The sequence below is a fragment of the Streptomyces sp. NBC_01003 genome (assembly GCF_045162695.1).
Lineage (GTDB): Bacteria > Actinomycetota > Actinomycetes > Streptomycetales > Streptomycetaceae > Streptomyces.
In genome coordinates, this window is sequence record NZ_CP108707.1 from 7,444,352 (window position 1) to 7,467,099 (window position 22,748).

Annotated in this window: 22 protein-coding genes; 12 read left to right on the forward strand and 10 right to left on the reverse strand. The window is 69.8% G+C overall.

Annotated features, from left to right (window positions below):
- Window positions 1-30: 30 nt before the first annotated feature.
- Genes pgl through tkt form a run of 5 tightly spaced genes read right to left on the reverse strand, consistent with a single transcriptional unit; the run spans window position 31 to window position 6,654 of the window.
- On the reverse strand, window positions 31-810 hold the full coding sequence (gene pgl / locus OG698_RS33920) for a 6-phosphogluconolactonase (RefSeq protein ID WP_406107545.1): 780 nt from the start codon (window positions 808-810) through the stop codon (window positions 31-33).
- Entirely contained in the window at window positions 810-1,880 is a 1,071-nt protein-coding gene (gene opcA / locus OG698_RS33925; protein WP_406107547.1) for a glucose-6-phosphate dehydrogenase assembly protein OpcA, read from the reverse strand. The genes pgl and opcA overlap by 1 nt, the downstream gene beginning before the upstream one ends.
- A complete protein-coding gene (gene zwf, locus OG698_RS33930; RefSeq protein ID WP_100592395.1) occupies window positions 1,877-3,409 on the reverse strand; it encodes a glucose-6-phosphate dehydrogenase in 1,533 nt (510 codons plus the stop codon). The genes opcA and zwf overlap by 4 nt, the downstream gene beginning before the upstream one ends.
- Window positions 3,410-3,413: 4 nt before the next feature.
- On the reverse strand, window positions 3,414-4,532 hold the full coding sequence (tal, locus tag OG698_RS33935; protein WP_406107549.1) for a transaldolase: 1,119 nt from the start codon (window positions 4,530-4,532) through the stop codon (window positions 3,414-3,416).
- Window positions 4,533-4,566: 34 nt separating this feature from the next.
- A complete protein-coding gene (gene tkt, locus OG698_RS33940) occupies window positions 4,567-6,654 on the reverse strand; it encodes a transketolase (protein ID WP_406107551.1) in 2,088 nt (695 codons plus the stop codon).
- 312 nt (window positions 6,655-6,966) lie between these two features.
- Here tkt and OG698_RS33945 point away from each other — a divergent pair, with 312 nt between their 5' ends.
- From OG698_RS33945 to OG698_RS33955, 3 genes are all read left to right on the forward strand, one after another.
- Window positions 6,967-7,920: a heme o synthase gene (locus OG698_RS33945; protein ID WP_399970316.1), complete on the forward strand. Its 954-nt coding sequence runs from the start codon at window positions 6,967-6,969 to the stop codon at window positions 7,918-7,920.
- 95 nt (window positions 7,921-8,015) lie between these two features.
- Window positions 8,016-8,363 carry a hypothetical protein gene (locus tag OG698_RS33950; protein WP_399970317.1) on the forward strand — a complete coding sequence of 116 codons (348 nt, stop codon included), beginning with the start codon at window positions 8,016-8,018 and terminating at the stop codon, window positions 8,361-8,363.
- 95 nt (window positions 8,364-8,458) lie between these two features.
- Window positions 8,459-9,589, forward strand: coding sequence for an amidohydrolase family protein (locus tag OG698_RS33955; RefSeq protein ID WP_406107554.1), 1,131 nt, complete (start codon window positions 8,459-8,461; stop codon window positions 9,587-9,589).
- 22 nt (window positions 9,590-9,611) lie between these two features.
- Here the strand turns inward: OG698_RS33955 and OG698_RS33960 are convergent, their stop codons facing one another.
- From OG698_RS33960 to OG698_RS33975, 4 genes are all read right to left on the reverse strand, one after another.
- Window positions 9,612-10,616: a COX15/CtaA family protein gene (locus OG698_RS33960; protein WP_329574437.1), complete on the reverse strand. Its 1,005-nt coding sequence runs from the start codon at window positions 10,614-10,616 to the stop codon at window positions 9,612-9,614.
- Between the two features lie 78 nt (window positions 10,617-10,694).
- Entirely contained in the window at window positions 10,695-11,465 is a 771-nt protein-coding gene (locus tag OG698_RS33965) for an ABC transporter permease (RefSeq protein ID WP_399970321.1), read from the reverse strand.
- Complete coding sequence (locus tag OG698_RS33970) at window positions 11,462-12,385, reverse strand: ABC transporter ATP-binding protein (RefSeq protein WP_406107556.1); 924 nt, start codon at window positions 12,383-12,385, stop codon at window positions 11,462-11,464. The genes OG698_RS33965 and OG698_RS33970 overlap by 4 nt, the downstream gene beginning before the upstream one ends.
- A 55-nt stretch (window positions 12,386-12,440) precedes the next feature.
- Window positions 12,441-13,235 (reverse strand): aminoglycoside N(3)-acetyltransferase, encoded by a 795-nt coding sequence (locus OG698_RS33975; RefSeq protein WP_406107558.1) that lies wholly within the window; start codon window positions 13,233-13,235, stop codon window positions 12,441-12,443.
- Between the two features lie 161 nt (window positions 13,236-13,396).
- Between OG698_RS33975 and OG698_RS33980 the strand changes: the two genes are divergently transcribed.
- From OG698_RS33980 to OG698_RS34020, 9 genes are all read left to right on the forward strand, one after another.
- Complete coding sequence (locus OG698_RS33980; protein WP_399970325.1) at window positions 13,397-14,158, forward strand: helix-turn-helix transcriptional regulator; 762 nt, start codon at window positions 13,397-13,399, stop codon at window positions 14,156-14,158.
- Complete coding sequence (sufB, locus tag OG698_RS33985) at window positions 14,155-15,579, forward strand: Fe-S cluster assembly protein SufB (RefSeq protein WP_399970327.1); 1,425 nt, start codon at window positions 14,155-14,157, stop codon at window positions 15,577-15,579. The genes OG698_RS33980 and sufB overlap by 4 nt, the downstream gene beginning before the upstream one ends.
- Window positions 15,580-15,640: 61 nt before the next feature.
- Window positions 15,641-16,819 (forward strand): Fe-S cluster assembly protein SufD, encoded by a 1,179-nt coding sequence (sufD, locus tag OG698_RS33990; RefSeq protein ID WP_406107560.1) that lies wholly within the window; start codon window positions 15,641-15,643, stop codon window positions 16,817-16,819.
- Entirely contained in the window at window positions 16,819-17,151 is a 333-nt protein-coding gene (locus OG698_RS33995) for a non-heme iron oxygenase ferredoxin subunit (protein WP_340460933.1), read from the forward strand. The genes sufD and OG698_RS33995 overlap by 1 nt, the downstream gene beginning before the upstream one ends.
- Window positions 17,152-17,158: 7 nt before the next feature.
- Window positions 17,159-17,923, forward strand: a complete 765-nt coding sequence (gene sufC / locus OG698_RS34000) for a Fe-S cluster assembly ATPase SufC (protein ID WP_100592409.1) — start codon at window positions 17,159-17,161, stop codon at window positions 17,921-17,923.
- Window positions 17,920-19,176, forward strand: coding sequence for a cysteine desulfurase (locus OG698_RS34005; RefSeq protein WP_100592410.1), 1,257 nt, complete (start codon window positions 17,920-17,922; stop codon window positions 19,174-19,176). The genes sufC and OG698_RS34005 overlap by 4 nt, the downstream gene beginning before the upstream one ends.
- 16 nt (window positions 19,177-19,192) lie before the next feature.
- A complete protein-coding gene (sufU, locus tag OG698_RS34010; protein WP_100592411.1) occupies window positions 19,193-19,654 on the forward strand; it encodes a Fe-S cluster assembly sulfur transfer protein SufU in 462 nt (153 codons plus the stop codon).
- Window positions 19,651-19,983, forward strand: a complete 333-nt coding sequence (locus OG698_RS34015) for a metal-sulfur cluster assembly factor (RefSeq protein WP_100592412.1) — start codon at window positions 19,651-19,653, stop codon at window positions 19,981-19,983. Before sufU ends, OG698_RS34015 begins: the two co-directional genes overlap by 4 nt.
- Window positions 19,984-20,142: 159 nt before the next feature.
- Window positions 20,143-21,537, forward strand: a complete 1,395-nt coding sequence (locus OG698_RS34020; RefSeq protein ID WP_406107564.1) for a hypothetical protein — start codon at window positions 20,143-20,145, stop codon at window positions 21,535-21,537.
- 66 nt (window positions 21,538-21,603) lie between these two features.
- On the opposite strand, the gene OG698_RS34025 is transcribed toward OG698_RS34020, so the two are convergent.
- The gene (locus OG698_RS34025) at window positions 21,604-22,683 is read right to left on the reverse strand and encodes an oxidoreductase (protein ID WP_406107566.1); all 1,080 of its coding nucleotides are present in this window, start codon (window positions 22,681-22,683) and stop codon (window positions 21,604-21,606) included.
- Window positions 22,684-22,748: the final 65 nt, after the last annotated feature.

A 22,748-nucleotide genomic window follows, 5' to 3' on the forward strand; every position in this document is an offset into this window, starting at 1 on the left:
CTGCGTTCGTGTCTTCGCGCGTGGCGAGCCTCAGGCGACGTGCGGCGGATACAGCTCGGGCGGGAGCTGTGAGGCCGCCGCCGAGTCGAGCAGCCACAGCGTGCGCGAGCGGCCGTACGCGCCCGCGGCCGGCGCCTGGATCTCGCCCGCGCCGGACAGCGCGATGGCCGCGGCCTCCGCCTTGTCCTCGCCCGCCGCGAGCAGCCACACTTCGCGCGCGGCCCGGATCGCCGGGAGCGTGAGCGAGATGCGGTTGGGCGGCGGCTTGGGCGCACCGTGCACACCGACGACGGTGCGCTCGGTCTCCCGGACCGCCGGCAGCTCGGGGAAGAGCGACGCGACATGCGTGTCCGGGCCGACTCCCAGCATCAGGACGTCGAACGTCGGCACCGGACCGTGGTCCTCCGGCCCCGCTGCGGCGGCCAGTTCGGCGGCGTAGACCTGCGCGGCGGCATCCAGCTCGTACGGGCCGTCCGAAGCCGGCATCGGGTGGACCCGGTCCGGGTTCAGCGGCACCGAGTCGAGGAGCGCCTCGCGGGCCTGCGTGTAGTTCCGCTCGGGGTCGCCGTCCGGCAGGAACCGCTCGTCGCCCCACCACAGGTCGAGGCGCGTCCAGTCGACCGCGTCCCGGGCGGGAGCGGTCGCGAGGGCGGCCAGGAGTCCGTTGCCGTTGCGCCCGCCCGTCAGGACGATGGACGCGTAGCCGCGGGCGGCCTGGGCGTCCACGATCTTCGTGATGAGCCGGGCCGCGGCGGCCTGCGCCATCAGCTCCTTGTCGCGGTGCACCACCAACTGGGGTGCCGTGCTCATCACTTGGCGGCCGCCTTCGAAGCCGACTTCTTGGCGGCGGACTTGGCGGGCGCCTTCTTGGCCGCCGCCTTCTTCGCGGGAGCGGAAGCGGCCGCAGGAGCGTCCGCGTCGGCCGCGGGCCCCTGCCCGTCCGGCGCCGCCGCCGCTTCACCCAGCCGGTGCACGCCGTACTTCAGCGCGGCAGCGTACGTGTCGTCCGGGTCTAGGCGGCGCAGCTCCTCCGCGATCAGCTCGGACGTCTCGCGGCGCTTGAGCGCCACCGCGCGGTCCGGCTGACCCTGGATCGACAGCGTGGCCAGCGAACCGTCCGGACGGTCGAGCACGATGGCGCCGCAGTCCGTCTCCATGCGTACGGCCGTCAGGCCGGGGCCCGACGACACCGACCGCTTGACCGGCACGGCGAGCCGGTCCGCGAGCCACATGGCGAGCAGCTCGCAGCTCGGGTTGAACTCCTCGCCCTCCACCTCCACCGAGTTGACCTTGCAGACCACCTGGTCGAGAGCGGCGGCGAGCATGGAGCGCCACGGCGTGATCCGGGTCCACGACAGGTCCGTGTCACCGGGCGTGTAGGCGCCGGCGCGGGCCTCCAGCTCGTCGTTGGGCTGCTCCGCCGCGTACGTGTCCGTCACGCGGCGCTGGGCGAGCGCGCCCAGCGGGTCCTTGGCCGGGTCGAGCGGCGCGTTCACCGGCCACCAGGCCACGACCGGGGCGTCCGGCAGGAGCAGCGGCAGGACGACCGACTGGGCGTGGTTGATGACCTCGCCGTACAGCCGCAGGACGACCGTCTCGCCGGTCCCCGCCTCCGCGCCGACGCGCACCTCGGCGTCGAGCCTCGACGTCGTGCGGTCGCGCGGTGAACGGGAGACGCGCTTGATGACCACGAGGGTCCGCGAGGGGTGCTCGCGGGACGCCTCGTTCGCGGCCCTCAGCGCGTCGTAGGCGTTCTCCTCGTCGGTCACGATGACGAGGGTGAGCACCATGCCGACGGCGGGCGTGCCGATGGAGCGGCGGCCCTCCATGAGCGCCTTGTTGATCTTGCTGGACGTGGTGTCCGTGAGGTCGATCTTCATGGCCGGCGCCAGCTCCGTCCGTCTCGTGCGAGCATCTCGTCCGCCTCGGCGGGCCCCCACGTGCCGGACGGGTACTGGGCCGGCTTGCCGTGCTTGTCCCAGTACTTCTCGATCGGGTCGAGGATGTTCCAGGACAGCTCGACCTCCTCCGTGCGCGGGAAGAGGTTCGAGTCGCCGAGCAGGACGTCCAGGATCAGCCGCTCGTACGCCTCCGGGCTCGACTCCGTGAACGACTCGCCGTACGCGAAGTCCATCGACACGTCCCGGATCTCCATGGAGGTGCCGGGCACCTTGGAGCCGAAGCGGACCGTGATGCCCTCGTCCGGCTGGACGCGGATGACGATCGCGTTCTGGCCGAGCTCCTCCGTCGCCGTGTGGTCGAAGGGGGAGTGGGGCGCGCGCTGGAAGACGACGGCGATCTCGGTGACGCGGCGGCCGAGGCGCTTGCCGGTGCGCAGGTAGAACGGGACGCCCGCCCAGCGACGGTTGTCGACCGACAGCTTGATGGCCGCGTAGGTGTCGGTCTTCGACTTGGGGTCGATGCCGTCTTCCTGGAGGTAGCCGACGGCCTTCTCGCCGCCCTGCCACCCGGCCGCGTACTGGCCGCGGACCGTGTGGTCGCCGAGCTCCTTGGGCAGCCGGACCGCGCCGAGCACCTTGGCCTTCTCGGCGACGAGCGCGTCCGCGTCGAAGGAGGCGGGTTCCTCCATGGCGGTGAGCGCCATGAGCTGGAGGAGGTGGTTCTGGATGACGTCGCGGGCGGCGCCGATGCCGTCGTAGTAGCCGGCGCGGCCGCCGATGCCGATGTCCTCGGCCATGGTGATCTGCACGTGGTCGACGTACGACCGGTTCCAGATCGGCTCGAAGAGGGTGTTGGCGAAGCGCAGGGCCAGGATGTTCTGGACGGTCTCCTTGCCGAGGTAGTGGTCGATCCGGAACACCTGGTCCGGGGCGAACACCTCGTGCACGATCGCGTTCAGTTCCTTGGCCGACTCGAGGTCGTGGCCGAACGGCTTCTCGATGACCGCGCGGCGCCACGAACCCTCGGGCGCGTCCGCGAGGCCGTGCTTCTTCAGCTGCTGCACGACCTGCGGGAAGAACTTGGGGGGCACGGAGAGGTAGAAGGCGAAGTTGCCGCCCGTCCCCTGCGCCTTGTCGAGCTCCTGCATCGTCGTCTTCAGGCGCTCGAAGGCGTCGTCGTCGTCGAAGTTGCCCTGGACGAAGCGCATGCCCTGGACGAGCTGCTGCCAGACCTCCTCGCGGAACGGCGTACGCGCGTGTTCCTTGACCGCGTCGTGCACCTCCTGCGCGAAGTCCTCGTCCTCCCATTCGCGTCGGGCGAAGCCGATCAGCGAGAAGCCCGGCGGAAGCAGACCCCGGTTGGCGAGGTCATAAACGGCGGGCATCAGCTTTTTACGGGACAAATCGCCCGTGACACCGAAGATGACCAGGCCCGACGGCCCCGCGATACGCGGGAGCCGTCGGTCTGCGGCGTCACGGAGCGGGTTCGCTCCATGAACTGGGGTCAAGATCTCAGCCCTCCGAAGGGGCGAGGCGCTGGAGCTCCGCCTCGGTCGACTTGAGCAGGTCGTTCCAGGACGCCTCGAACTTGTCGACGCCCTCGTCCTCGAGCACCTGCACGACGTCGTCGTACGAGATGCCGAGCTTCTCGACAGCCGCGATCTCCGCGCGGGACTGGTCGTACGTCCCGGCGATCGTGTTGCCGGTGATCTCACCGTGGTCGGCGGTCGCGTCGAGCGTGGCCTCCGGCATGGTGTTGACGGTGCCGGGCGCGACCAGGTCCACGACGTACATGGTGTCCTTGTACGCCGGGTCCTTCACGCCGGTCGACGCCCACAGGGGGCGCTGCTTGTTGGCCTGCGCCTTGTCGAGCGCGGCCCAGCGGTCCGAAGAGAAGACCTCCTCGAACGCCTCGTACGCGAGACGGGCGTTGGCCAGCGCGGCCTTGCCCTTGAGCGCCTTGGCCTCGTCGGTGCCGAGGGCGTCCAGGCGCTTGTCGATCTCCGAGTCCACGCGGGACACGAAGAAGGACGCCACCGAGTGGATCTTGGAGAGGTCCAGGCCCGCGGCCTTCGCCTTCTCCAGACCCGCGAGGTACGCGTCCATGACCTCGCGGTAGCGCGCCAGCGAGAAGATCAGCGTCACGTTCACGCTGATGCCCTTGCCGATGACCTCGGTGATCGCGGGCAGGCCCGCCTTCGTCGCCGGGATCTTGATGAGCGTGTTGGGGCGGTCCACCAGCCAGGCCAGCTGCTTGGCCTCGGCGACGGTGGCCGTCGTGTTGTGGGCGAGGCGCGGGTCGACCTCGATCGACACGCGGCCGTCCTGGCCCGCCGTCGCCTCGAAGACCGGACGCAGGATGTCGGCGGCGTCACGGACGTCCGCCGTCGTGATCATGCGGATGGCCTCTTCGACGGTGACCTTGCGGGCGGCGAGGTCGGCGAGCTGCTGCTCGTAGCCGTCACCGTGCGAGATCGCCTTCTGGAAGATCGACGGGTTGGTCGTGACGCCCACGACGTGCTGCTGGTCGATCAGCTCGGCAAGGTTGCCGGACGTGATCCGCTTGCGCGACAGGTCGTCCAGCCAGATCGCGACGCCCTCTTCCGAGAGGCGCTTCAGTGCGTCTGTCATGGAAAATGCATCTCCTACGTGTCGTATATGAGCGTCAGTGCTGGGCTGCGGCGAGGGATTCCCGGGCGGCCGCGGCCACGGCGTCACCAGTGAAGCCGAACTCCCGGAAGAGGACCTTGCCGTCGGCGGAAGCACCGAAGTGCTCCAGCGAAACAATCCGTCCGGCGTCACCGACGAAGCGGTGCCACGTCAGACCGATACCGGCCTCGACCGAGACACGCGCCTTGACCGACGGCGGCAGGACCGAGTCCTTGTACTCCTGGTCCTGCTCGTCGAACCACTCGACCGACGGCATGGACACGACTCGCGTCGGGATCCCCTCGGCCTGGAGCTGCTCGCGCGCCTCGACGGCGAGCTGCACCTCGGAGCCGGTACCGATGAGGACCACCTGCGCGTCGCCGCCCTCGGCGTCGAGCAGGACGTAACCACCCTTGGCCGCATCCTCGTTCGCCTCGTACGTCGGCACACCCTGACGGGTCAGCACCAGGCCGTGCGGAGCGCCCTTGCCGAACACCTTCGTGTACCGCTTGAGGATCTCGCGCCAGGCGATCACGGTCTCGTTGGCGTCCGCGGGGCGGACGACGTTCAGACCGGGGATCGCGCGCAGCGCCGCCAGGTGCTCGACCGGCTGGTGCGTCGGACCGTCCTCGCCCAGACCGATCGAGTCGTGCGTCCACACGTACGTGACCGGCAGGTGCATCAGGGCCGACAGGCGGACCGAGTTGCGCATGTAGTCGGAGAACACCAGGAAGGTGCCGCCGTAGATACGGGTGTTGCCGTGCAGCGCGATGCCGTTCATCTCGGCGGCCATCGAGTGCTCGCGGATGCCGAAGTGGATCGTGCGGCCGTACGGGTCGGCCTCCGGCAGCGGGTTGTCCGCCGGCAGGAACGACGACGTCTTGTCGATCGTCGTGTTGTTCGAGCCCGCGAGGTCGGCCGAGCCGCCCCACAGCTCCGGGATGACCGGGCCGAGCGCCTGGAGAACCTTGCCGGACGCCGCGCGGGTGGCGACACCCTTGCCGGTCTCGAAGGTCGGCAGGTGCGACTCCCAGCCCTCGGGCAGGTCGGTCGCCTCGATGCGGTCGTACTCGGCGGCGCGCTCCGGGTTGGCCGTGCGCCAGGCGGCGAACGACTTCTCCCACTCGGCCTTCGCCTCGCGACCGCGGTCCAGCGCCTCACGCGTGTGCGCGATGACCTCGTCGGCGACCTCGAACGACTTCTCCGGGTCGAAGCCGAGCACGCGCTTGGTGGCCGCGACCTCGTCGTCGCCGAGCGCCGAGCCGTGCGCGGCCTCGGTGTTCTGCGCGTTCGGCGCGGGCCAGGCGATGATCGAGCGCATCGCGATGAAGGAGGGACGCTCGGTCTCGGCCTTCGCGGCCTCGATCGCGGCGAACAGGGCCTCGGGGTCGAGGTCGCCGTTCTCCTTCGGCTCCACGCGCTGCACGTGCCAGCCGTAGGCCTCGTACCGCTTCATGGTGTCCTCGGAGACCGCGGTCTCCGTGTCACCCTCGATCGAGATGTGGTTGTCGTCCCACAGCAGGACGAGGCTGCCGAGCTTCTGGTGCCCGGCCATCGAGGACGCCTCGGAGGAGATGCCCTCCTGGAGGCAGCCGTCGCCGGCGATCGCGAAGATGTGGTGGTCGAACGGGGAGGTGCCGGGGGCCGCCTCCGGGTCGAACAGACCACGCTCGAAACGGGCGGCCATCGCCATGCCCACGGCGTTGGCGACACCCTGGCCGAGCGGCCCGGTCGTCGTCTCCACGCCCGTGGTGTGCCCGTACTCCGGGTGCCCCGGGGTCTTGCTGCCCCAGGTACGGAACGCCTTCAGGTCATCGAGCTGGAGGCCGAAACCGGCCAGGTACAGCTGGATGTAGAGGGTCAGGGACGAGTGGCCCGCGGACAGCACGAACCGGTCGCGCCCGACCCAGTCGGCGTCCGCCGGGTCGTGCCGCATCACCTTCTGAAAGAGGGTGTACGCGGCCGGTGCCAGGCTCATCGCCGTACCCGGATGGCCGTTACCGACCTTCTGTACGGCGTCCGCGGCCAGGACACGAGCGGTGTCAACGGCCCGCTGGTCCAACTCGGTCCACTGGAGGTCTGTGGTGGTCGGCTTGGTGCTCACCCTGGGTCAGGGCTCCTCTCCACATGTCGAATGCCGGTGATGATGGGCTCACCGACTGTTGTCGAGCCTACCCCTGCGAGTACGCGCATTTTTTCGACTCAATCCAGACTGCCGGGCCGGGCCGGAATCCGCCTCCTGACAGGCATCCGCGCCACTCGACAAGTGAATGCGCAACCGCTCATCTGGAGGGCTCGGAAACACGAACCGACCCCCACGAAGAGCCAGGTATAGGCAACGTCTACAGTGGCGTGGTACGCGCGAGCCTTTACCGGGACTTCACATCCGGGGGCTTGCTGAGAGTCTCTGTCAGGGGTGTGCGTGACGGCCGTCGAATCCCGTCCAGCGGGGCAACTCGGGACGAGCATCAGCCCGAGCCAACGGCCGCTCGGGGCCCGGTTCAAGGCATTCGTGGCGCTGACCAAGCCGCGGATCATCGAACTGCTGCTGATCACCACGGTTCCGGTCATGTTCCTCGCGCAGCAGGGTGTGCCCGACCTGAAGCTGGTGTTCCTCACCTGCCTCGGCGGCTACCTCTCCGCGGGCGGTGCCAACGCGCTGAACATGTACATCGACCGTGACATCGACGCGCTCATGGAGCGCACGTCGCAGCGGCCACTGGTCACCGGAATGGTCAGCCCCCGGGAGTGCCTCGCCTTCGGCATCGCCCTCGCGGTCATCTCCACGCTGCTGTTCGGGCTGACCGTCAACTGGCTCTCCGCCTGGCTCTCGCTCGGCGCGCTCCTCTTCTATGTGGTCGTCTACACGATGATCCTGAAGCGTCGCACCTCGCAGAACATCGTCTGGGGCGGCATCGCCGGCTGCCTGCCGGTCCTCATCGGCTGGTCCGCGGTCACGAACTCGATGTCGTGGGCCCCGGTCATCCTCTTCCTCGTCATGTTCTTCTGGACGCCGCCGCACTACTGGCCGCTGTCCATGAAGGTCAAGGACGACTACGCGCGCGTGGGCGTGCCGATGCTGCCCGTCGTCGCCTCGAACAAGGTGGTCGCGAAGCAGATCGTCATCTACAGCTGGGTGATGGTCGCCGTCTCCCTGCTCCTGACGCCGCTCGGCTACACCGGCTGGTTCTACACCGCGGTCGCCCTGCTGGCCGGCGGGTTCTGGCTGTGGGAGGCGCACGGGCTGCAGAACCGCGCCAACGCCGAGGTGTCGGGCGCGAAGCTCAAGGAGATGCGCCTCTTCCACTGGTCGATCACCTACGTCTCGATCCTCTTCGTGGCGGTCGCGGTGGACCCCTTCCTGCGCTGACCCACCCAGGAATGCCGCGACGGGCGGGGGGGAGTGGCCAAGGCCACGCCCCCCGCCCGTCGCGAGTTGATCTACCTGTCAGTAGCATCCTGTCCATGGCAGACACTCAAGCGGTTGACGACCCGAAGCAGGCGGCGAAGGACGAGCGCAGGGCCGCCCGGCTCGCCCGGGAGATCGGGACGTTCGCCAAGCAGCACGGCGGCGCCGAGGGACAGCTCGCGTACCTCGGGGAGCGCGGCACGCGCATCGCGCTCGTCGGCGAGGACGGCGGCTGGGGCAACCTGGTGGCTTCTTCCGACGCCATCGCGCGCAAGGCCGTCGAGAAGGCCGGGATCACGATCCGCGAGGACTTCGACGGTGAGATGGCCGCCAAGGTGAAGACCGGACCGTACGAATGGACCCGTATGGCGGGCATCCAGGTCGGCGGCCCGAGCAACAAGTAGCCGCCCGTCCAATGCGTCAGGTGTACGAGACCAACACCTGACGCAGGTTTCACCCGTTAGGACCGTAGAAGCACGGTCCATCTACGGGAGCCCGGATGATCGATACGCCATCCCTCGTGGACCAGTACTGCCACGGGGTACTGCGGACGGAACTCGGCCTCGGCACGTTCGAGGCCCATCTCGGCCGGGGCGACCGACCGCCCGCCCCCGGCACGACCTTCTTCGACACCCAGACCGGCTTCGCCGTGCGCCGCTGGTGTCCGCCGCTCCTCGGCCTCGAACCGCACTGCCCGCCCGCCCGCTACCTGGCGCGGCGCCGCGAACTGGGCGTCCTGGAGTCGGGTCGCAGACTGCTGCGGGGCAGCGGCATCACGACGTACCTGGTCGACACGGGACTGCCGGGCGACCTGACCGGGCCGCGCGAGATGGCCTCCGTCGGCGACGCGGACGCGCACGAGATCGTCCGCCTGGAACTCCTCGCCGAGCAGGTCGCCGACACCTCGGGCACCGTCGAGTCCCTGCTCGCCAACCTCGCCGAGTCCGTGCACGCCGCCGCGGCGAACGCCGTCGCGTTCACCTCGGTGGCGGGCGTACGGCACGGCCTCGCGCTCGCGCCCCAGCCGCCGGGACCCGGCGAAGTGCGCGGAGCCGCGGGACGCTGGCTGGCCGCGCGCCGCGTCGGCGGACCCCTCACCGACCCCGTGCTCCTGCGCCATCTCCTGTGGATCGCGGTGGCCTCGGGCCGGCCGCTGCAACTCCACGCGGGACTCGGGGAACCCGGCCTGCGCCTCGACCGCACCGACCCGGTCCTGCTCACCGACTTCGCCCGCGCCACGGCCGGGCTCGGCACCGACCTGATCCTGCTGCACGGCTACCCGTACCACCGGCACGCGGCGCACCTCGCCGGCGTCTTCCCGCATGTGTACGCGGACCTCGGCCCGGCGCTCGCCCGTACCGGGGCGCGCGCGGCGGCCGTACTCGCGGAGATCCTGGAACTCGCCCCGTTCGGCAAGCTGCTGTTCTCCAGCGGCGCGCACGGCCTGCCGGAGCTGCATGTGGTGGGGGCGCGGCTGTTCCGCGAGGCGCTCGGGCGGGTGCTCGGCGGCTGGGTCTCGGAGGGCGCGTGGTCCCTGGCGGACGCGCAGCGGGTCGCCGGGATGATCGGCTCGGTGACGGCCCAGCGGGTCTACGGCCTCAGCGGCACGGGCGCCGCGCGGGGCGGCTGACCCGGGCCGCGGGCTGTTCGGTTCAGACGGTGGAGAGGGCCGGGTCCGCCTGGGCCGGGACCTCGGCCGTGCCCAGCGGGCGCTCCCGCAGTGACAGCAGGACCCGCAGGACCGCGATCCAGACCAGGGCCGAGCCCAGCATGTGCAGGCCGACGAGGACCTCGGGCAGGTCGGTGAAGTACTGGACGTAGCCGATGACGCCCTGCGCGAGCAGCACGAGGAACAGGTCGCGGGTGCGGTGCAGGGGGCCCTTGGGGGCGTCGACCGCCTTGAGGACGAACCACAGGGCGAACGTCAGCGTCACCACGATCCACGCCAGGACGGCGTGCGCCTTGCTGATGGTCTCCCAGTCGAGCGGCATGCGCTCCACGTCGCTGGAGTCGCCGGCGTGCGGGCCCGAGCCCGTCACCACCGTGCCGACCATGATCAGCGCCACGGTGGCCGCCGTCAGGATCCAGACGAGCTGCCGCACGGCCTTGCCGACGAGGGGGCGCGGTGCGGCGTCACCCTCACGGGTGCGCTGCCACATCACCGTGGCGACCGCGATCAGCGCGGTGGACAGCAGGAAGTGGGCCGCGACCGTGTACGGGTTGAGGCCGACGAGGACGACGATGCCGCCGAGGACGGCGTTGCCCATGACGAGCCAGAACTGGGCCCAGCCGAGCCGGGTCAGGCCGCGCCGCCACGGCTTCTGTGAGCGGGCGGCGATGATCGCCCAGCCGACCGCGGCGCACAGGACGTACGTCAGCATGCGGTTGCCGAACTCGATGGCTCCGTGGAAGCCCATCGCGCTCGTCGCGGTGAGGGACTCGTCGGTGCACTTGGGCCACGTCGGGCAGCCGAGGCCCGAGCCCGTCAGGCGCACCGCGCCGCCGGTGACCACGATGACCACCGTCATGACGACGGCGGAGAGCGCGGCACGCCGGACGGTCCGCTGAGCGGGGGTCCAGCGTTCGGCGATGAAGGCGAGCGGGTTGCGCACGGCTCGGGCGGCGTCGGCGGGGGTCACGTTTGGCACGGGCCCCATCGTAGGGCGCCGCTTGTGCATATCTTCACGAGGGGGCCGATCCGGGACGATTGTGACGCCCCGCACGTGCCGTACGGCCTACTCCCAGCGGAAGAAGCGCGCCGCGGCGCCCAGGCCGAGGACCGCCCAGACCGCGAGGATCCCGAGGTCGCCCCACGGCATCGCCGCGCCGTGCTGAAGGACGTCCCGCAGCCCGTCGGAGAGCGCCGAGATCGGCAGCAGCCCGAGGACGGACTGCGCCGCGTCCGGGAACTTGTCGAGCGGCACGATGACGCCGCCGCCGACGAGCAGGAGCAGGAAGACCAGGTTCGCGGCGGCCAGCGTGGCCTCCGCCTTGAGCGTGCCCGCCATGAGCAGGCCGAGCCCGGAGAATGCGGCCGTACCGAGGACGAGCAGGAGCAGTACGGCGAGCGGGTTGCCCTGCGGGGACCAGCCGAGCGCGAAGGCGATCACCGTCACGAGGATCACCTGGAGGACCTCGGTGACCAGCACGGACAGCGTCTTCGCGGTCATCAGGGCCCAGCGCGGCAGCGGCGAGGACGCGAGCAGCTTGAGTACGCCGTAGCGGCGCTCGAAGCCCGTCGCGATGGCCTGGCCCGTGAACGCGGTCGACATGACGGCGAGCGCGAGGATGCCCGGGGCCAGGAAGTCCACGGCTTTCCCGTCGCCCGTGTCGACGATGTCGACCGCGCTGAACAGGACGAGCAGCAGGGTGGGGATGATGACGGTGAGCAGCAGCTGCTCACCGTTGCGCAGGAGCATCTTCGTCTCGAGGACGGCCTGCGCGCCGATCATGCGGGACAGCGGCGCGGCCCCCGGCTTCGGCGTATACGTACCGGCGACACTCATCCGCGCAGCTCCTTACCGGTCATTTCCAGAAAGACGTCTTCGAGGGTGTGGCGTTCGACCGAGATCTTCTCCGGCATCACGCCGTGCTGCGCGCACCACGACGTCACCGTCGCGAGCAGCTGCGGGTCGACCTCGCCGCTGACGCGGTACGAGCCCGGGGTGAGCTCGGCGGCCGCGGAGTCCATCGGGAGGGCCTTGAGGAGCGAGGCGACATCGAGCCCCGGGCGTCCGGAGAAGCGCAGGGTGTTCTCGGCGCCGCCGCGGCACAGCTGCTCGGGGGAGCCCTGCGCGATGACGCGGCCCGCGTCGATGATCGCGACGTCGTCGGAGAGTTCCTCCGCCTCGTCCATGTGGTGCGTGGTGAGGATGACGGAGACGCCGTCGGCCCGCAGATCCCGTACGAGGTCCCAGGTCGCGCGGCGTGCCTGCGGGTCGAGGCCGGCGGTCGGCTCGTCCAGGAAGACGAGCTCGGGGCGGCCGACGACCGCCATGGCGAGCGCGAGGCGCTGCTGCTGGCCGCCGGAGAGCCTGCGGTACGTGGTGCGGCCGCAGCTGCCGAGGCCGAGGCGTTCGATCAGCGCGTCCACGTCCAGGGGGTGCGCGTGGAGCTTCGCCGTATGGCGGAGCATCTCGTCCGCGCGGGCGCCGGAGTAGACGCCTCCGGACTGCAGCATCACGCCGATCCGGGGGCGCAGTTCGCCGGTCTGGGCGACGGGGTCGAGGCCGAGGACCCGGACCGTTCCCGCGTCCGGACGGCGGTAGCCCTCGCAGGTTTCGATCGTGGTGGTCTTTCCGGCGCCGTTGGGGCCGAGGACGGCGGTGATGCCGGCCGAGGCCTCCAGATCGAGGCCGTCGACCGCGGTCTTGGTTCCGTACCGCTTGACCAGACTCTGGATCCGGACGACGGGCTCGCTTCGCATGAGCGCCAAGTCTAAGGACGCGCCACGTGTCCCCGGCGGGCGGGGCCCATGCCGCTCATGCCCGGTGCCTCGCCAGCCATCCCTGGGCGTACGCGACGGCGTCGGCCACCGGGAAGAGCAGGGCGTCCGCCCCGCCCACCCGGCCGCGTACGACCGCGCCGTCGCGCTCGAAGGCCGCGCCGAGTTCGTCGAACCCGTCGGCGCTGACGTCGACCTCGGTCACCGTCTCCCAGCGCCGGCCGCCGGGGGTGAGGACCGCGCGTCCCATTTCGGTCCTCGGGGAGGCCATCCGGTACTCGGCGAGATGGAAGGCCGTACAGGTGGCGAAGGTCGTGCCGAGGAGGAGCACGCGCGCGTTCCGTTCCTCCAGGCGGGCCAGCGGACTGTGCTCGCCGAGGGAGCAGTCGGTGGCGTGGCCGTCCGTGATCGCGGCGGCCCGCGGCCCGAGCGCCGCGAACGAGGTGTGGGGGTGCGCGCTGCGCAGCGCCCCTGGCCAGCGGCGGACGGTCTCGGCGATCGTGCCCATGCCGTCGCCGGGCGTGATCGCCGGGTCGTACGCGGGCATCGACGCGCGGATCTCGGCCCACCACTCCTGAGGCACTGGGGGCCTGCGCCACTGGGCCGGGTCGGAGTTGCCGCCGGTGTGCGTGGGGACGGTGAGTGTCCCGTTCGGGCCAAGCGCGTCGAGCAGACCCTGGACCACGGAAACGGCCCCTCCGCAGACCCAGCCGAGCGTGCTCAGGGAGGAGTGGAGGAGGAGGGTCTCGCCGGGGAGGACGCCGAGGGCGCGGAGGTCGGTGGTGAGGGTGGTCCGGGTGACAAGTGGGCCGGTGGGAGGGGGTACAGGCATGGGGTGCAGTGTTCTCCGCAGAGGTGGGGAGGCACCACCGAATTGATCGATCAAAGATCGTTTCCGCAGGTCATCTTAGGTATGCCTAAGTGATGCAGCGCACCGGAGATCGTTCCGGACCCCGCTTGTCAGGCCTTGAGGAATTACGCAACAATGGCGTTGTGAAATACGTCGGCGAGGCTCAGGAGGCTCCCCAGGGGGCCCCGCAGGAGGAGATCGCGACCGGTGAGCGTTCGACGCGCAACCGGGTCGCCCGCTCCATCCTGGACCACGGCCCGTCCACCGTCGCCGATCTGGCCGGCCGCCTCGGCCTCACCCAGGCCGCCGTGCGCCGCCATCTCGACGCGCTGGTCGGTGACGACGTCGTCGAAGCACGTGAACAGAAGATCTACGGAGCCCGTACGCGCGGCCGTCCCGCCAAGGTGTTCGCCCTGACGGACTGCGGCCGGGACGCCTTCGACCAGTCGTACGACAAGCTCGCCGCCGACGCCCTGCGCTGGATCGCGCAGCGCGAGGGCGGCGAGGAGGCCGTCGTCGCCTTCGCCCGCGCCAGGATCGCCGAGCAGGCCGGTGCCTACCGGGCGGCCGTCGAGTCCGCCGCCCCCGAGGAGCGCACGGAAGCCCTCGCCAAGGCCCTGAGCGCCGACGGGTACGCTGCTACGGCGCGAAGCGCACCGGTCGGCGAGCAGCTGTGTCAGCACCACTGCCCGGTCGCACACGTCGCCGAGCAGTTCCCGCAGCTGTGCGAGGCGGAGACCGAGATCTTCTCCCAGCTGCTCGGTACACATGTGCAGCGGCTGGCCACCATCGCCCATGGCGACGGGGTGTGCACGACGTTCATTCCGAAGATCGCACCCAAGACCACCGCCACACAAAACGACACCAACGCATCTGCAAGCACCGCCGGGAGGAACCCCGCATGACGCTCCCTATCGAGGAGACTGCCCACCCCGAGCTCGAGGGTCTGGGCAAGTACGAATACGGCTGGGCCGACTCCGACGCCGCCGGTGCCTCTGCCAAGCGCGGCATCAACGACGACGTCGTCCGCGACATCTCGGCCAAGAAGTCCGAGCCGGAGTGGATGACCAAGCTCCGCCTCAAGGGCCTGCGCCTCTTCGACAAGAAGCCCATGCCCAACTGGGGCTCGGACCTGTCGGGCATCGACTTCGACAACATCAAGTACTTCGTGCGGTCCACCGAGAAGCAGGCCCAGTCCTGGGAGGACCTGCCCGAGGACATCAAGAACACGTACGACAAGCTCGGCATCCCCGAGGCGGAGAAGCAGCGCCTCGTCGCCGGTGTCGCGGCCCAGTACGAGTCCGAGGTCGTCTACCACCAGATCCGCGAGGACCTGGAGGAGCAGGGCGTCATCTTCCTGGACACCGACACGGCCCTGAAGGAGCACCCGGAGCTCTTCAAGGAGTACTTCGGCACGGTCATCCCGGTCGGCGACAACAAGTTCGCGTCGCTGAACACGGCCGTGTGGTCCGGCGGATCCTTCATCTACGTCCCCAAGGGCGTGCACGTCGAGATCCCGCTCCAGGCCTACTTCCGTATCAACACGGAGAACATGGGCCAGTTCGAGCGGACGCTGATCATCGTCGACGAGGACGCCTACGTCCACTACGTCGAGGGCTGCACGGCGCCGATCTACCAGTCGGACTCCCTGCACTCCGCGGTGGTCGAGATCATCGTGAAGAAGGGCGCCCGCTGCCGTTACACGACCATCCAGAACTGGTCGAACAACGTCTACAACCTGGTCACCAAGCGCGCCGTGGCGTACGAGGGCGCGACCATGGAGTGGATCGACGGCAACATCGGCTCCAAGGTCACCATGAAGTACCCGGCCGTCTACCTGATGGGCGAGCACGCCAAGGGCGAGACCCTGTCCATCGCCTTCGCGGGCGAGGGGCAGCACCAGGACGCCGGCTCCAAGATGGTCCACATGGCGCCCAACACCTCCTCCAACATCGTGTCGAAGTCGGTGGCCCGTGGCGGCGGCCGTACCTCGTACCGCGGTCTGGTCGAGATCGGCGAGGGCGCCCACGGCTCCAAGTCGAACGTGCTGTGTGACGCGCTGCTCGTCGACACGATCTCCCGCTCCGACACGTACCCGTACGTCGACGTCCGCGAGGACGACGTGTCCATGGGGCACGAGGCGACCGTCTCGAAGGTCTCCGACGACCAGCTCTTCTACCTGATGAGCCGCGGTATGACGGAGTTCGAGGCGATGGCCATGATCGTGCGCGGCTTCGTCGAGCCGATCGCGAAGGAGCTGCCCATGGAGTACGCCCTCGAGCTCAACCGGCTGATCGAGCTGCAGATGGAAGGCGCGGTCGGCTGACCCGCCGCCCGAAAAGCAGCCGCCAGATTTCTTGACGTAGGAAGAGAGCACAACGACAGCCATGGCTGAGGCTCAGAACATCCCGGTGGGTTCCACCACCTCCGGCTCGATCGCGGTGGCCGCGGAGTCGACCGTCGCCACGCGCATGAGCGCGCCCCCGTCCTACGACGTCGCGGACTTCCCCGTCCCGCACGGCCGTGAGGAGGAGTGGCGGTTCACGCCGCTCGAGCGGCTGCGCGGCCTGCACGACGGGACGGCGGTCGCCCAGGGCGGCCTCCGCGTCGAGGTGACCGCCCCCGCGGGCGTCACCCAGGAGACCGTCGGGCGCGACGACGCCCGCGTCGGCAAGGCCGGCACGCCGGTGGACCGCGTCGCCGCCCAGGCGTTCTCGTCCTTCGAGAAGGCCTCGGTCGTGTCCGTCCCCAAGGAGACGGTGCTCACGGAGCCCATTCGCATCGCCGTGCACGGCGAGGGCGGAACGGCCTTCGCGCACCAGGTCATCGAGCTGGGCGCGTTCGCCGAGGCTGTCGTGGTCATCGACCACACCGGTGACGCGGTGCTCGCCGCCAACGTCGACTACATCCTGGGCGACGGCGCCAAGCTGACCGTCGTCTCCGTCCAGGACTGGGACGAGAAGGCCGTCCACGTCGCGCAGCACAACGCGCTGATCGGGCGCGACGCCTCCTTCAAGTCCGTCGTCGTCACCTTCGGCGGTGACCTCGTCCGCCTGCACCCGCGCGTCAACTACGCGGGCAGTGGCGGCGAGGCCGAGCTGCTCGGCCTGTACGTCACCGACGCCGGCCAGCACCAGGAGCACCGCCTTCTGGTCGACCACGCGGCCCCGCACTGCAAGTCGAACGTCGCCTACAAGGGCGCGCTCCAGGGCCAGGACGCGCACGCCGTCTGGATCGGCGACGTCCTCATCGAGGCCACCGCCGAAGGCACCGACACGTACGAGCTGAACCGCAACCTCGTGCTGACCGACGGCGCCCGCGTGGACTCGGTCCCGAACCTGGAGATCGAGACCGGCGAGATCGTCGGCGCCGGCCACGCCTCGGCGACCGGCCGCTTCGACGACGAGCAGCTCTTCTACCTGCGCTCGCGCGGCATCCCGGCCGACGAGGCCCGCCGCCTCGTGGTCCGCGGCTTCTTCGCCGAGCTCGTCCAGCAGATCGGTCTGCCGGACGTCCAGGAGCGCCTGCTCGCCAAGATCGAAGCCGAGCTGGAGGCTTCCGTCTGATGGCCTTCGACCGTGCCCGGTTCACCCGGGCCTGCGGATTGAGCGAGCTGGAGGAGGACACCCCGAAGCGGGTGGAACTCGACGGCACGCCGGTCTCGGTAGTCTTCACCGAGGGTGAGGTGTTCGCGATCAACGACATCTGCTCGCACGCGAACGTGTCGCTCTCCGAGGGCGAGGTGGAGGACTGCCAGATCGAGTGCTGGCTGCACGGCTCCGCGTTCGACCTCCGCACCGGTAAGCCGTCCGGCCTTCCCGCGACGCGCCCCGTCCCCGTTTACCCCGTAAAGATCGAAGGGGACGACGTGCTCGTCTCCCTCTCCCAGGAGTCCTGAGGCACCCATGGCAACGCTTGAAATCAAGGACCTGCACGTCACCGTCGAGGCCGACAACTCCACCAAGGAGATCCTCAAGGGCGTCGACCTGACCGTGAAGCAGGGCGAGACGCACGCCATCATGGGCCCGAACGGCTCCGGCAAGTCGACCCTCGCCTACTCCATCGCGGGTCACCCCAAGTACACGATCACCCAGGGCACCGTCACCCTCGACGGCGAGGACGTCCTCGAGATGTCCGTCGACGAGCGCGCCCGCGCCGGCATGTTCCTCGCCATGCAGTACCCGGTCGAGGTCCCCGGCGTCTCGGTCTCCAACTTCCTGCGCACCTCGGCCACCGCGATCCGCGGCGAGGCCCCCAAGCTGCGCACGTGGGTCAAGGAGGTCAAGACCGCGATGGAGCAGCTCCAGATGGACCCTGCCTTCGCCGAGCGCAACGTGAACGAGGGCTTCTCCGGCGGTGAGAAGAAGCGCCACGAGATCCTCCAGATGGAGCTCCTCAAGCCGAAGATCGCGATCCTCGACGAGACCGACTCCGGCCTCGACGTCGACGCGCTGCGCCAGGTCTCCGAGGGCGTCAACCGCGTCCGCGAGACCGGCGAGGTCGGCACCCTGCTGATCACGCACTACACGCGCATCCTGCGCTACATCAAGCCGGACTTCGTCCACGTCTTCTCGCAGGGCAGGATCGTCGAGTCCGGCGGCCCCGAGCTCGCCGACAAGCTCGAGGCCGAGGGCTACGAGGCATACACGAAGGGCGGCGCATCCGCGTGACACAGCTGCCGGGCCTCCTCGACACCGAGGCGATCCGCAAGGACTTCCCGATCCTCGACCGGGTACTTCACGACGGCAAGAAGCTCGTGTACCTGGACAACGCGGCGACCTCGCAGACGCCGCGCCAGGTCATCGACACGCTCAGTGAGTACTACGAGCAGCACAACGCCAACGTCCACCGGGGCGTGCACGTGCTCGCCGAGGAGGCCACGGCGCTGTACGAAGGTGCTCGCGACAAGGTCGCGGCCTTCATCAACGCGCCGAGCCGCGACGAGGTCATCTTCACCAAGAACGCCTCCGAGTCGCTCAACCTCGTGGCGAACATGCTGGGCTGGGCCGACGAGCCCTACCGCGTGGACCACGAGACCGAGATCGTCATCACGGAGATGGAGCACCACTCCAACATCGTGCCGTGGCAGCTGCTCTCGCAGCGCACGGGCGCGAAGCTGCGGTGGTTCGGGCTGACCGACGACGGCCGCCTCGACCTCTCCAACATCGACGAGATCATCACCGAGAAGACGAAGATCGTCTCGTTCGTCCTCGTCTCCAACATCCTGGGCACGCTCAACCCGGTCGAGGCCATCGTGCGCCGCGCCCAGGAGGTCGGCGCGCTCGTCCTCATCGACGCGTCCCAGGCCGCCCCGCACATGGTGCTCGACGTGCAGGCGCTGCAGGCCGACTTCGTGGCCTTCACCGGCCACAAGATGTGCGGCCCGACGGGCATCGGCGTCCTGTGGGGACGCCAGGAGCTCCTCGAGGACCTGCCGCCCTTCCTGGGCGGCGGCGAGATGATCGAGACCGTCTCCATGCACTCGTCGACGTACGCGCCGGCGCCGCACAAGTTCGAGGCGGGTACGCCCCCGATCGCCCAGGCCGTCGGCCTCGGCGCGGCCGTGGACTACCTGACCTCGATCGGCATGGACAAGATCGCCCAGCATGAGCACGCGATCACCGAGTACGCGGTGAAGCGGCTGCTCGAGGTCCCGGACCTGCGGATCATCGGCCCCACCACGGCCGAGGACCGCGGCGCCGCGATCTCGTTCACGCTCGGTGACATCCACCCGCACGACGTGGGCCAGGTCCTGGACGAGGAAGGCATCGCGGTCCGCGTGGGTCACCACTGCGCCCGCCCCGTCTGCCTGCGCTACGGAATTCCTGCGACCACGCGAGCGTCGTTCTATCTGTACTCCACGCCCGGCGAGATCGACGCGCTGATCGACGGCCTGGAGCACGTACGGAACTTCTTCGGCTGAGGGGCTGGCTGGGAACGTGAAGCTGGATTCGATGTACCAGGACGTCATCCTGGACCACTACAAGCACCCGCACGGGCGCGGTCTGCGCGATGGCGACGCCGAGGTGCACCACGTCAATCCGACGTGCGGCGACGAGATCACGCTGCGCGTGAAGTACGACGGCTCGACGATCAGTGACGTCTCGTACGAGGGCCAGGGCTGCTCGATCAGCCAGGCTTCGGCCTCTGTTCTGAACGAGCTGCTCGTCGGCAAGGACCTGGCCGAGGCGCAGAAGATCCAGGAGACCTTCCTGGAGCTGATGCAGTCGCGGGGCAGGATCGAGCCCGACGACGCGATGGAGGAGGTGCTGGAGGACGCGGTCGCGTTCGCCGGTGTCTCCAAGTACCCGGCCCGCGTGAAGTGCGCCCTCCTGAGCTGGATGGCGTGGAAGGACGCGACGGCCCAGGCGCTGGACGGCGCGGAAAGGAAGACGGCATGAGCGAGACTGTGACCACCAAGCCGGCGTCCGAGGAAGAGGTCCGCGAGGCCCTCTACGATGTCGTCGACCCCGAGCTGGGCATCGACGTCGTCAACCTCGGCCTGATCTACGGCATCCACATCGACGACGCCAACATCGCCACGATCGACATGACACTCACGTCCGCGGCCTGCCCGCTGACCGATGTCATCGAGGACCAGGCGAAGTCGGCCACTGACGGCATCGTGAACGAGCTCCGGATCAACTGGGTCTGGATGCCGCCGTGGGGCCCGGACAAGATCACCGACGAAGGTCGCGAGCAGCTGCGCGCGCTCGGCTTCAACGTCTGATCGGTCCTCCCCGGTCTGCCATACCTGTACGGCCCCCTGTGCTCCCGGCACGGGGGGCCGTGCTGTTTGCTGTTCGCCCCCAGGACGCGGGGCGTACGCCTGTAGTTGGCCCGCGTGGCCGAAGGTTCTCGTCGACACTCGCCCCGATGAGAGGCCCTCATGCAGCACTTCCTGCCCACGTCCCGCCGCAGAGCCGTCGCCGTCACGGGCGGAGTGCTCACGCTGGCCTTCGCGGGGCTCAACGGCCCGGCGGGCGCGGCGAGTTACGGGACGCCGACGATCGCACTCTCCGCCGCGTACGTCTCCGGGGCGGTCGGCGCCACGGGTGACCCCGTCGTGACCGTCACCGTCGGCCAGAGCGGCGCCGACGCGTCGGCGCTGACCGTGGCCGCGTCCGCGAGCAGCGAGTCGTCCGTCGCGGGCACCGGGAACGTCACCGTCACCGGGTCGGGCGCCACCCGGCAGGTGTCCGTCGCCGCGCAGGGCCGTGGCTACACCGACCTCACCCTCAAGGTGACCGGCGTGGACGGCAAGACCGCCACCAAGACGCTGCACTACGCCGCTTCGGCCGCCGTGCAACAGGGCCCCGACACCCGCTACTTCACGGGTTCCAGCGACGCGTCAGCCGCTGTCGACGCGGGCGGCGGCTACGTCCTCGTCGCCGACGACGAGTCCAACGTCCTGCGCCTCTACAGCGGTTCGGTCTCCGGCGCGCCCGTGAAGACCTGGGACTTCAGCTCGCAGCTCGGGGTGACCAAGGAGGTCGACATCGAGGGCGCCACGCGCGTCGGCGACACGATCTACTGGACCGGGTCCCTCGGCAACAACAAGGACGGCGAGTACAAGACCCCCCGGAACACGGTCTTCACGACCACCGTGAGCGGCAGCGGGGCCGCGACGCAGCTGTCGTACGGCAAGGCGTACAAGAAGCTGCGGGACGACCTGGTCGCGTGGGACGAGGCGAACGGGGACCGCTACGGGTTCGCCGCCGGCACCGAGGAGGGGCAGGTGCCCAAGCAGGTCGACGGGTTCAACGTCGAGGGCCTCGAATTCGCGCCCGGGTCGACCAGTACCGCGTACATCGGGTTCCGCGCGCCGCTCGTGCCGCCGAAGGACGGGGGCAAGGCGCTCATCGTGCCCGTCACCAACTTCGACAAGGTCGTGTCGAGCGGGACGACGCCCGTGTTCGGGACGCCCATCGAGCTGGACCTCGGCGGGCTCTCGGTGCGCGACATCCGCAAGAACGCCGCGAACCAGTACCTGATCGTGGCCGGCAGCTGGGCCGCCGACGACAACTCCGACCCGTACGCCCTGTACCAGTGGGACGGCGTCGCGGGACACGCGCCGGTCAAGCGGATGGACCTGCCGACGAGCGACCCCGGCGGCTGGGAGGCCGTGGTGAGCGTGCCCGACCTGACGCAGTCCGGCGCCCGCGCGCAGCTCCTGACCGACAACGGCTCCGCCGACCTCTACGGCGACGGCACCGAGGCCAAGGACCTCACGCACCCGGAGTGGAAGAAGTCCAGGGCCGCCTGGTTCGGCGTCACCGACTAGTCCGCGGGCGTGGAGCGGGCCTGCCCGTGCAGGCCCGCTTCTGGGTGCCAGGTCCTCGACCGGGCGCTAGGCGTCGGACCGGGACGCGAGCTCCAGGGTGTGGGCGAGGCCCTCCCTGCGAATGCGCTGGTCGATGTAGAGCAGCGCGGTGACCAGCGGCAGGAACACCGAACTCACCAGCTGCACCAGCAGGTTGAGGATCATGGACAGGGCCATGATGAAGCCCAGCTGCGGCAGCATCGCCTCGAACACGTCGGACGCGCTCCGACCCGGCTCGTACGCTTGCGGAGTCGTCTCGGGCATCGCGATCTGGAGCGGCACCCGCACCGCGAGCGACACCACCATCATGATCACGCCGGCCAGCAGGGAGATGCCGAACGTGCGCCACCAGGCGCCCCGCACGAGGCGCGCCGAGCGGCGCAGCGCCTGGATCGGCCCGGCCTCCTCGAGCGTGGCGGCCGCCGGGCCGAACAGGAACAGGACGTAGATCCAGACCACGAGCGGCGCCGTCACCGCCATGAGCAGGAACAGCATGCCGACCGGCGCGACCGACTGCGTGAGCAGCATGACCACGATGGACACGAAGAACGCCACGGCCAGGCCCGCCGGAATCAGCGCGATCAGGCCCATCAGCAGGCCCACGCCGAGCACCGAAGGGGTGCGGGACCAGGCGCGCCGCCACACCGCCCCGAAGCGTGCGGGACGGCCGAGCACCGCCTCGCGCAGCACCACGGTGCACGCGGACTGGATGAACGCCGTGCCGACCGTGAGCGCCAGCATGCCGACGGCCCACACCACGCCGAACGCGGTGAACACCGGCCGCGCGTGGCTCCACTCGAACTCGGTGTGCCGGTCCAGGAGCGCCCGTACGTCGTCCGAGACGGCCGCGTAGGCGAGCGCCAGCGCGCCCGCCATGAGCGCGGCGAGCACCACGTACACGATGAGGACGGTGCCGAACAGCGGCTTCGCGTGGCGGCGCATCGTGGTGAAGGCGCCGCCGAGTATCCGGTCGACGCCGAGCGGCGCGAGCGGGATGACGCCGGGCTGCGGCGGGGGCGGCGGCGGGGTCCAGGCGCCACCCCAGCCGTAGCCGCCCGGCCCGTACCCGGGTCCCTGACCCGGTCCCTGTCCCCACATGTCCGTCATCTCTCCGCACTCCCAGGAGTAGTTCGTCCCTGTGGCCCCCCACAGTGATCGCGACACGATAGCCC

Bases quoted from the DNA above. Each gene is read 5' to 3' on its own strand.
- pgl (WP_406107545.1), bottom strand. From the start codon at position 810: ATGAGCACGGCACCCCAGTTGGTGGTGCACCGCGACAAGGAGCTGATG.
- opcA (WP_406107547.1), bottom strand. From the start codon at position 1,880: ATGAAGATCGACCTCACGGACACCACGTCCAGCAAGATCAACAAGGCG.
- tal (WP_406107549.1), bottom strand. From the start codon at position 4,532: ATGACAGACGCACTGAAGCGCCTCTCGGAAGAGGGCGTCGCGATCTGG.
- OG698_RS33950 (WP_399970317.1), top strand. From the start codon at position 8,016: ATGGCAGACACTCAAGCGGTTGACGACCCGAAGCAGGCGGCGAAGGAC.
- OG698_RS33955 (WP_406107554.1), top strand. From the start codon at position 8,459: ATGATCGATACGCCATCCCTCGTGGACCAGTACTGCCACGGGGTACTG.
- OG698_RS33960 (WP_329574437.1), bottom strand. From the start codon at position 10,616: ATGGGGCCCGTGCCAAACGTGACCCCCGCCGACGCCGCCCGAGCCGTG.
- OG698_RS33965 (WP_399970321.1), bottom strand. From the start codon at position 11,465: ATGAGTGTCGCCGGTACGTATACGCCGAAGCCGGGGGCCGCGCCGCTG.
- OG698_RS33970 (WP_406107556.1), bottom strand. From the start codon at position 12,385: ATGCGAAGCGAGCCCGTCGTCCGGATCCAGAGTCTGGTCAAGCGGTAC.
- OG698_RS33975 (WP_406107558.1), bottom strand. From the start codon at position 13,235: ATGCCTGTACCCCCTCCCACCGGCCCACTTGTCACCCGGACCACCCTC.
- sufB (WP_399970327.1), top strand. From the start codon at position 14,155: ATGACGCTCCCTATCGAGGAGACTGCCCACCCCGAGCTCGAGGGTCTG.
- sufD (WP_406107560.1), top strand. From the start codon at position 15,641: ATGGCTGAGGCTCAGAACATCCCGGTGGGTTCCACCACCTCCGGCTCG.
- OG698_RS33995 (WP_340460933.1), top strand. From the start codon at position 16,819: ATGGCCTTCGACCGTGCCCGGTTCACCCGGGCCTGCGGATTGAGCGAG.
- sufC (WP_100592409.1), top strand. From the start codon at position 17,159: ATGGCAACGCTTGAAATCAAGGACCTGCACGTCACCGTCGAGGCCGAC.
- OG698_RS34015 (WP_100592412.1), top strand. From the start codon at position 19,651: ATGAGCGAGACTGTGACCACCAAGCCGGCGTCCGAGGAAGAGGTCCGC.
- OG698_RS34020 (WP_406107564.1), top strand. From the start codon at position 20,143: ATGCAGCACTTCCTGCCCACGTCCCGCCGCAGAGCCGTCGCCGTCACG.
- OG698_RS34025 (WP_406107566.1), bottom strand. From the start codon at position 22,683: ATGACGGACATGTGGGGACAGGGACCGGGTCAGGGACCCGGGTACGGG.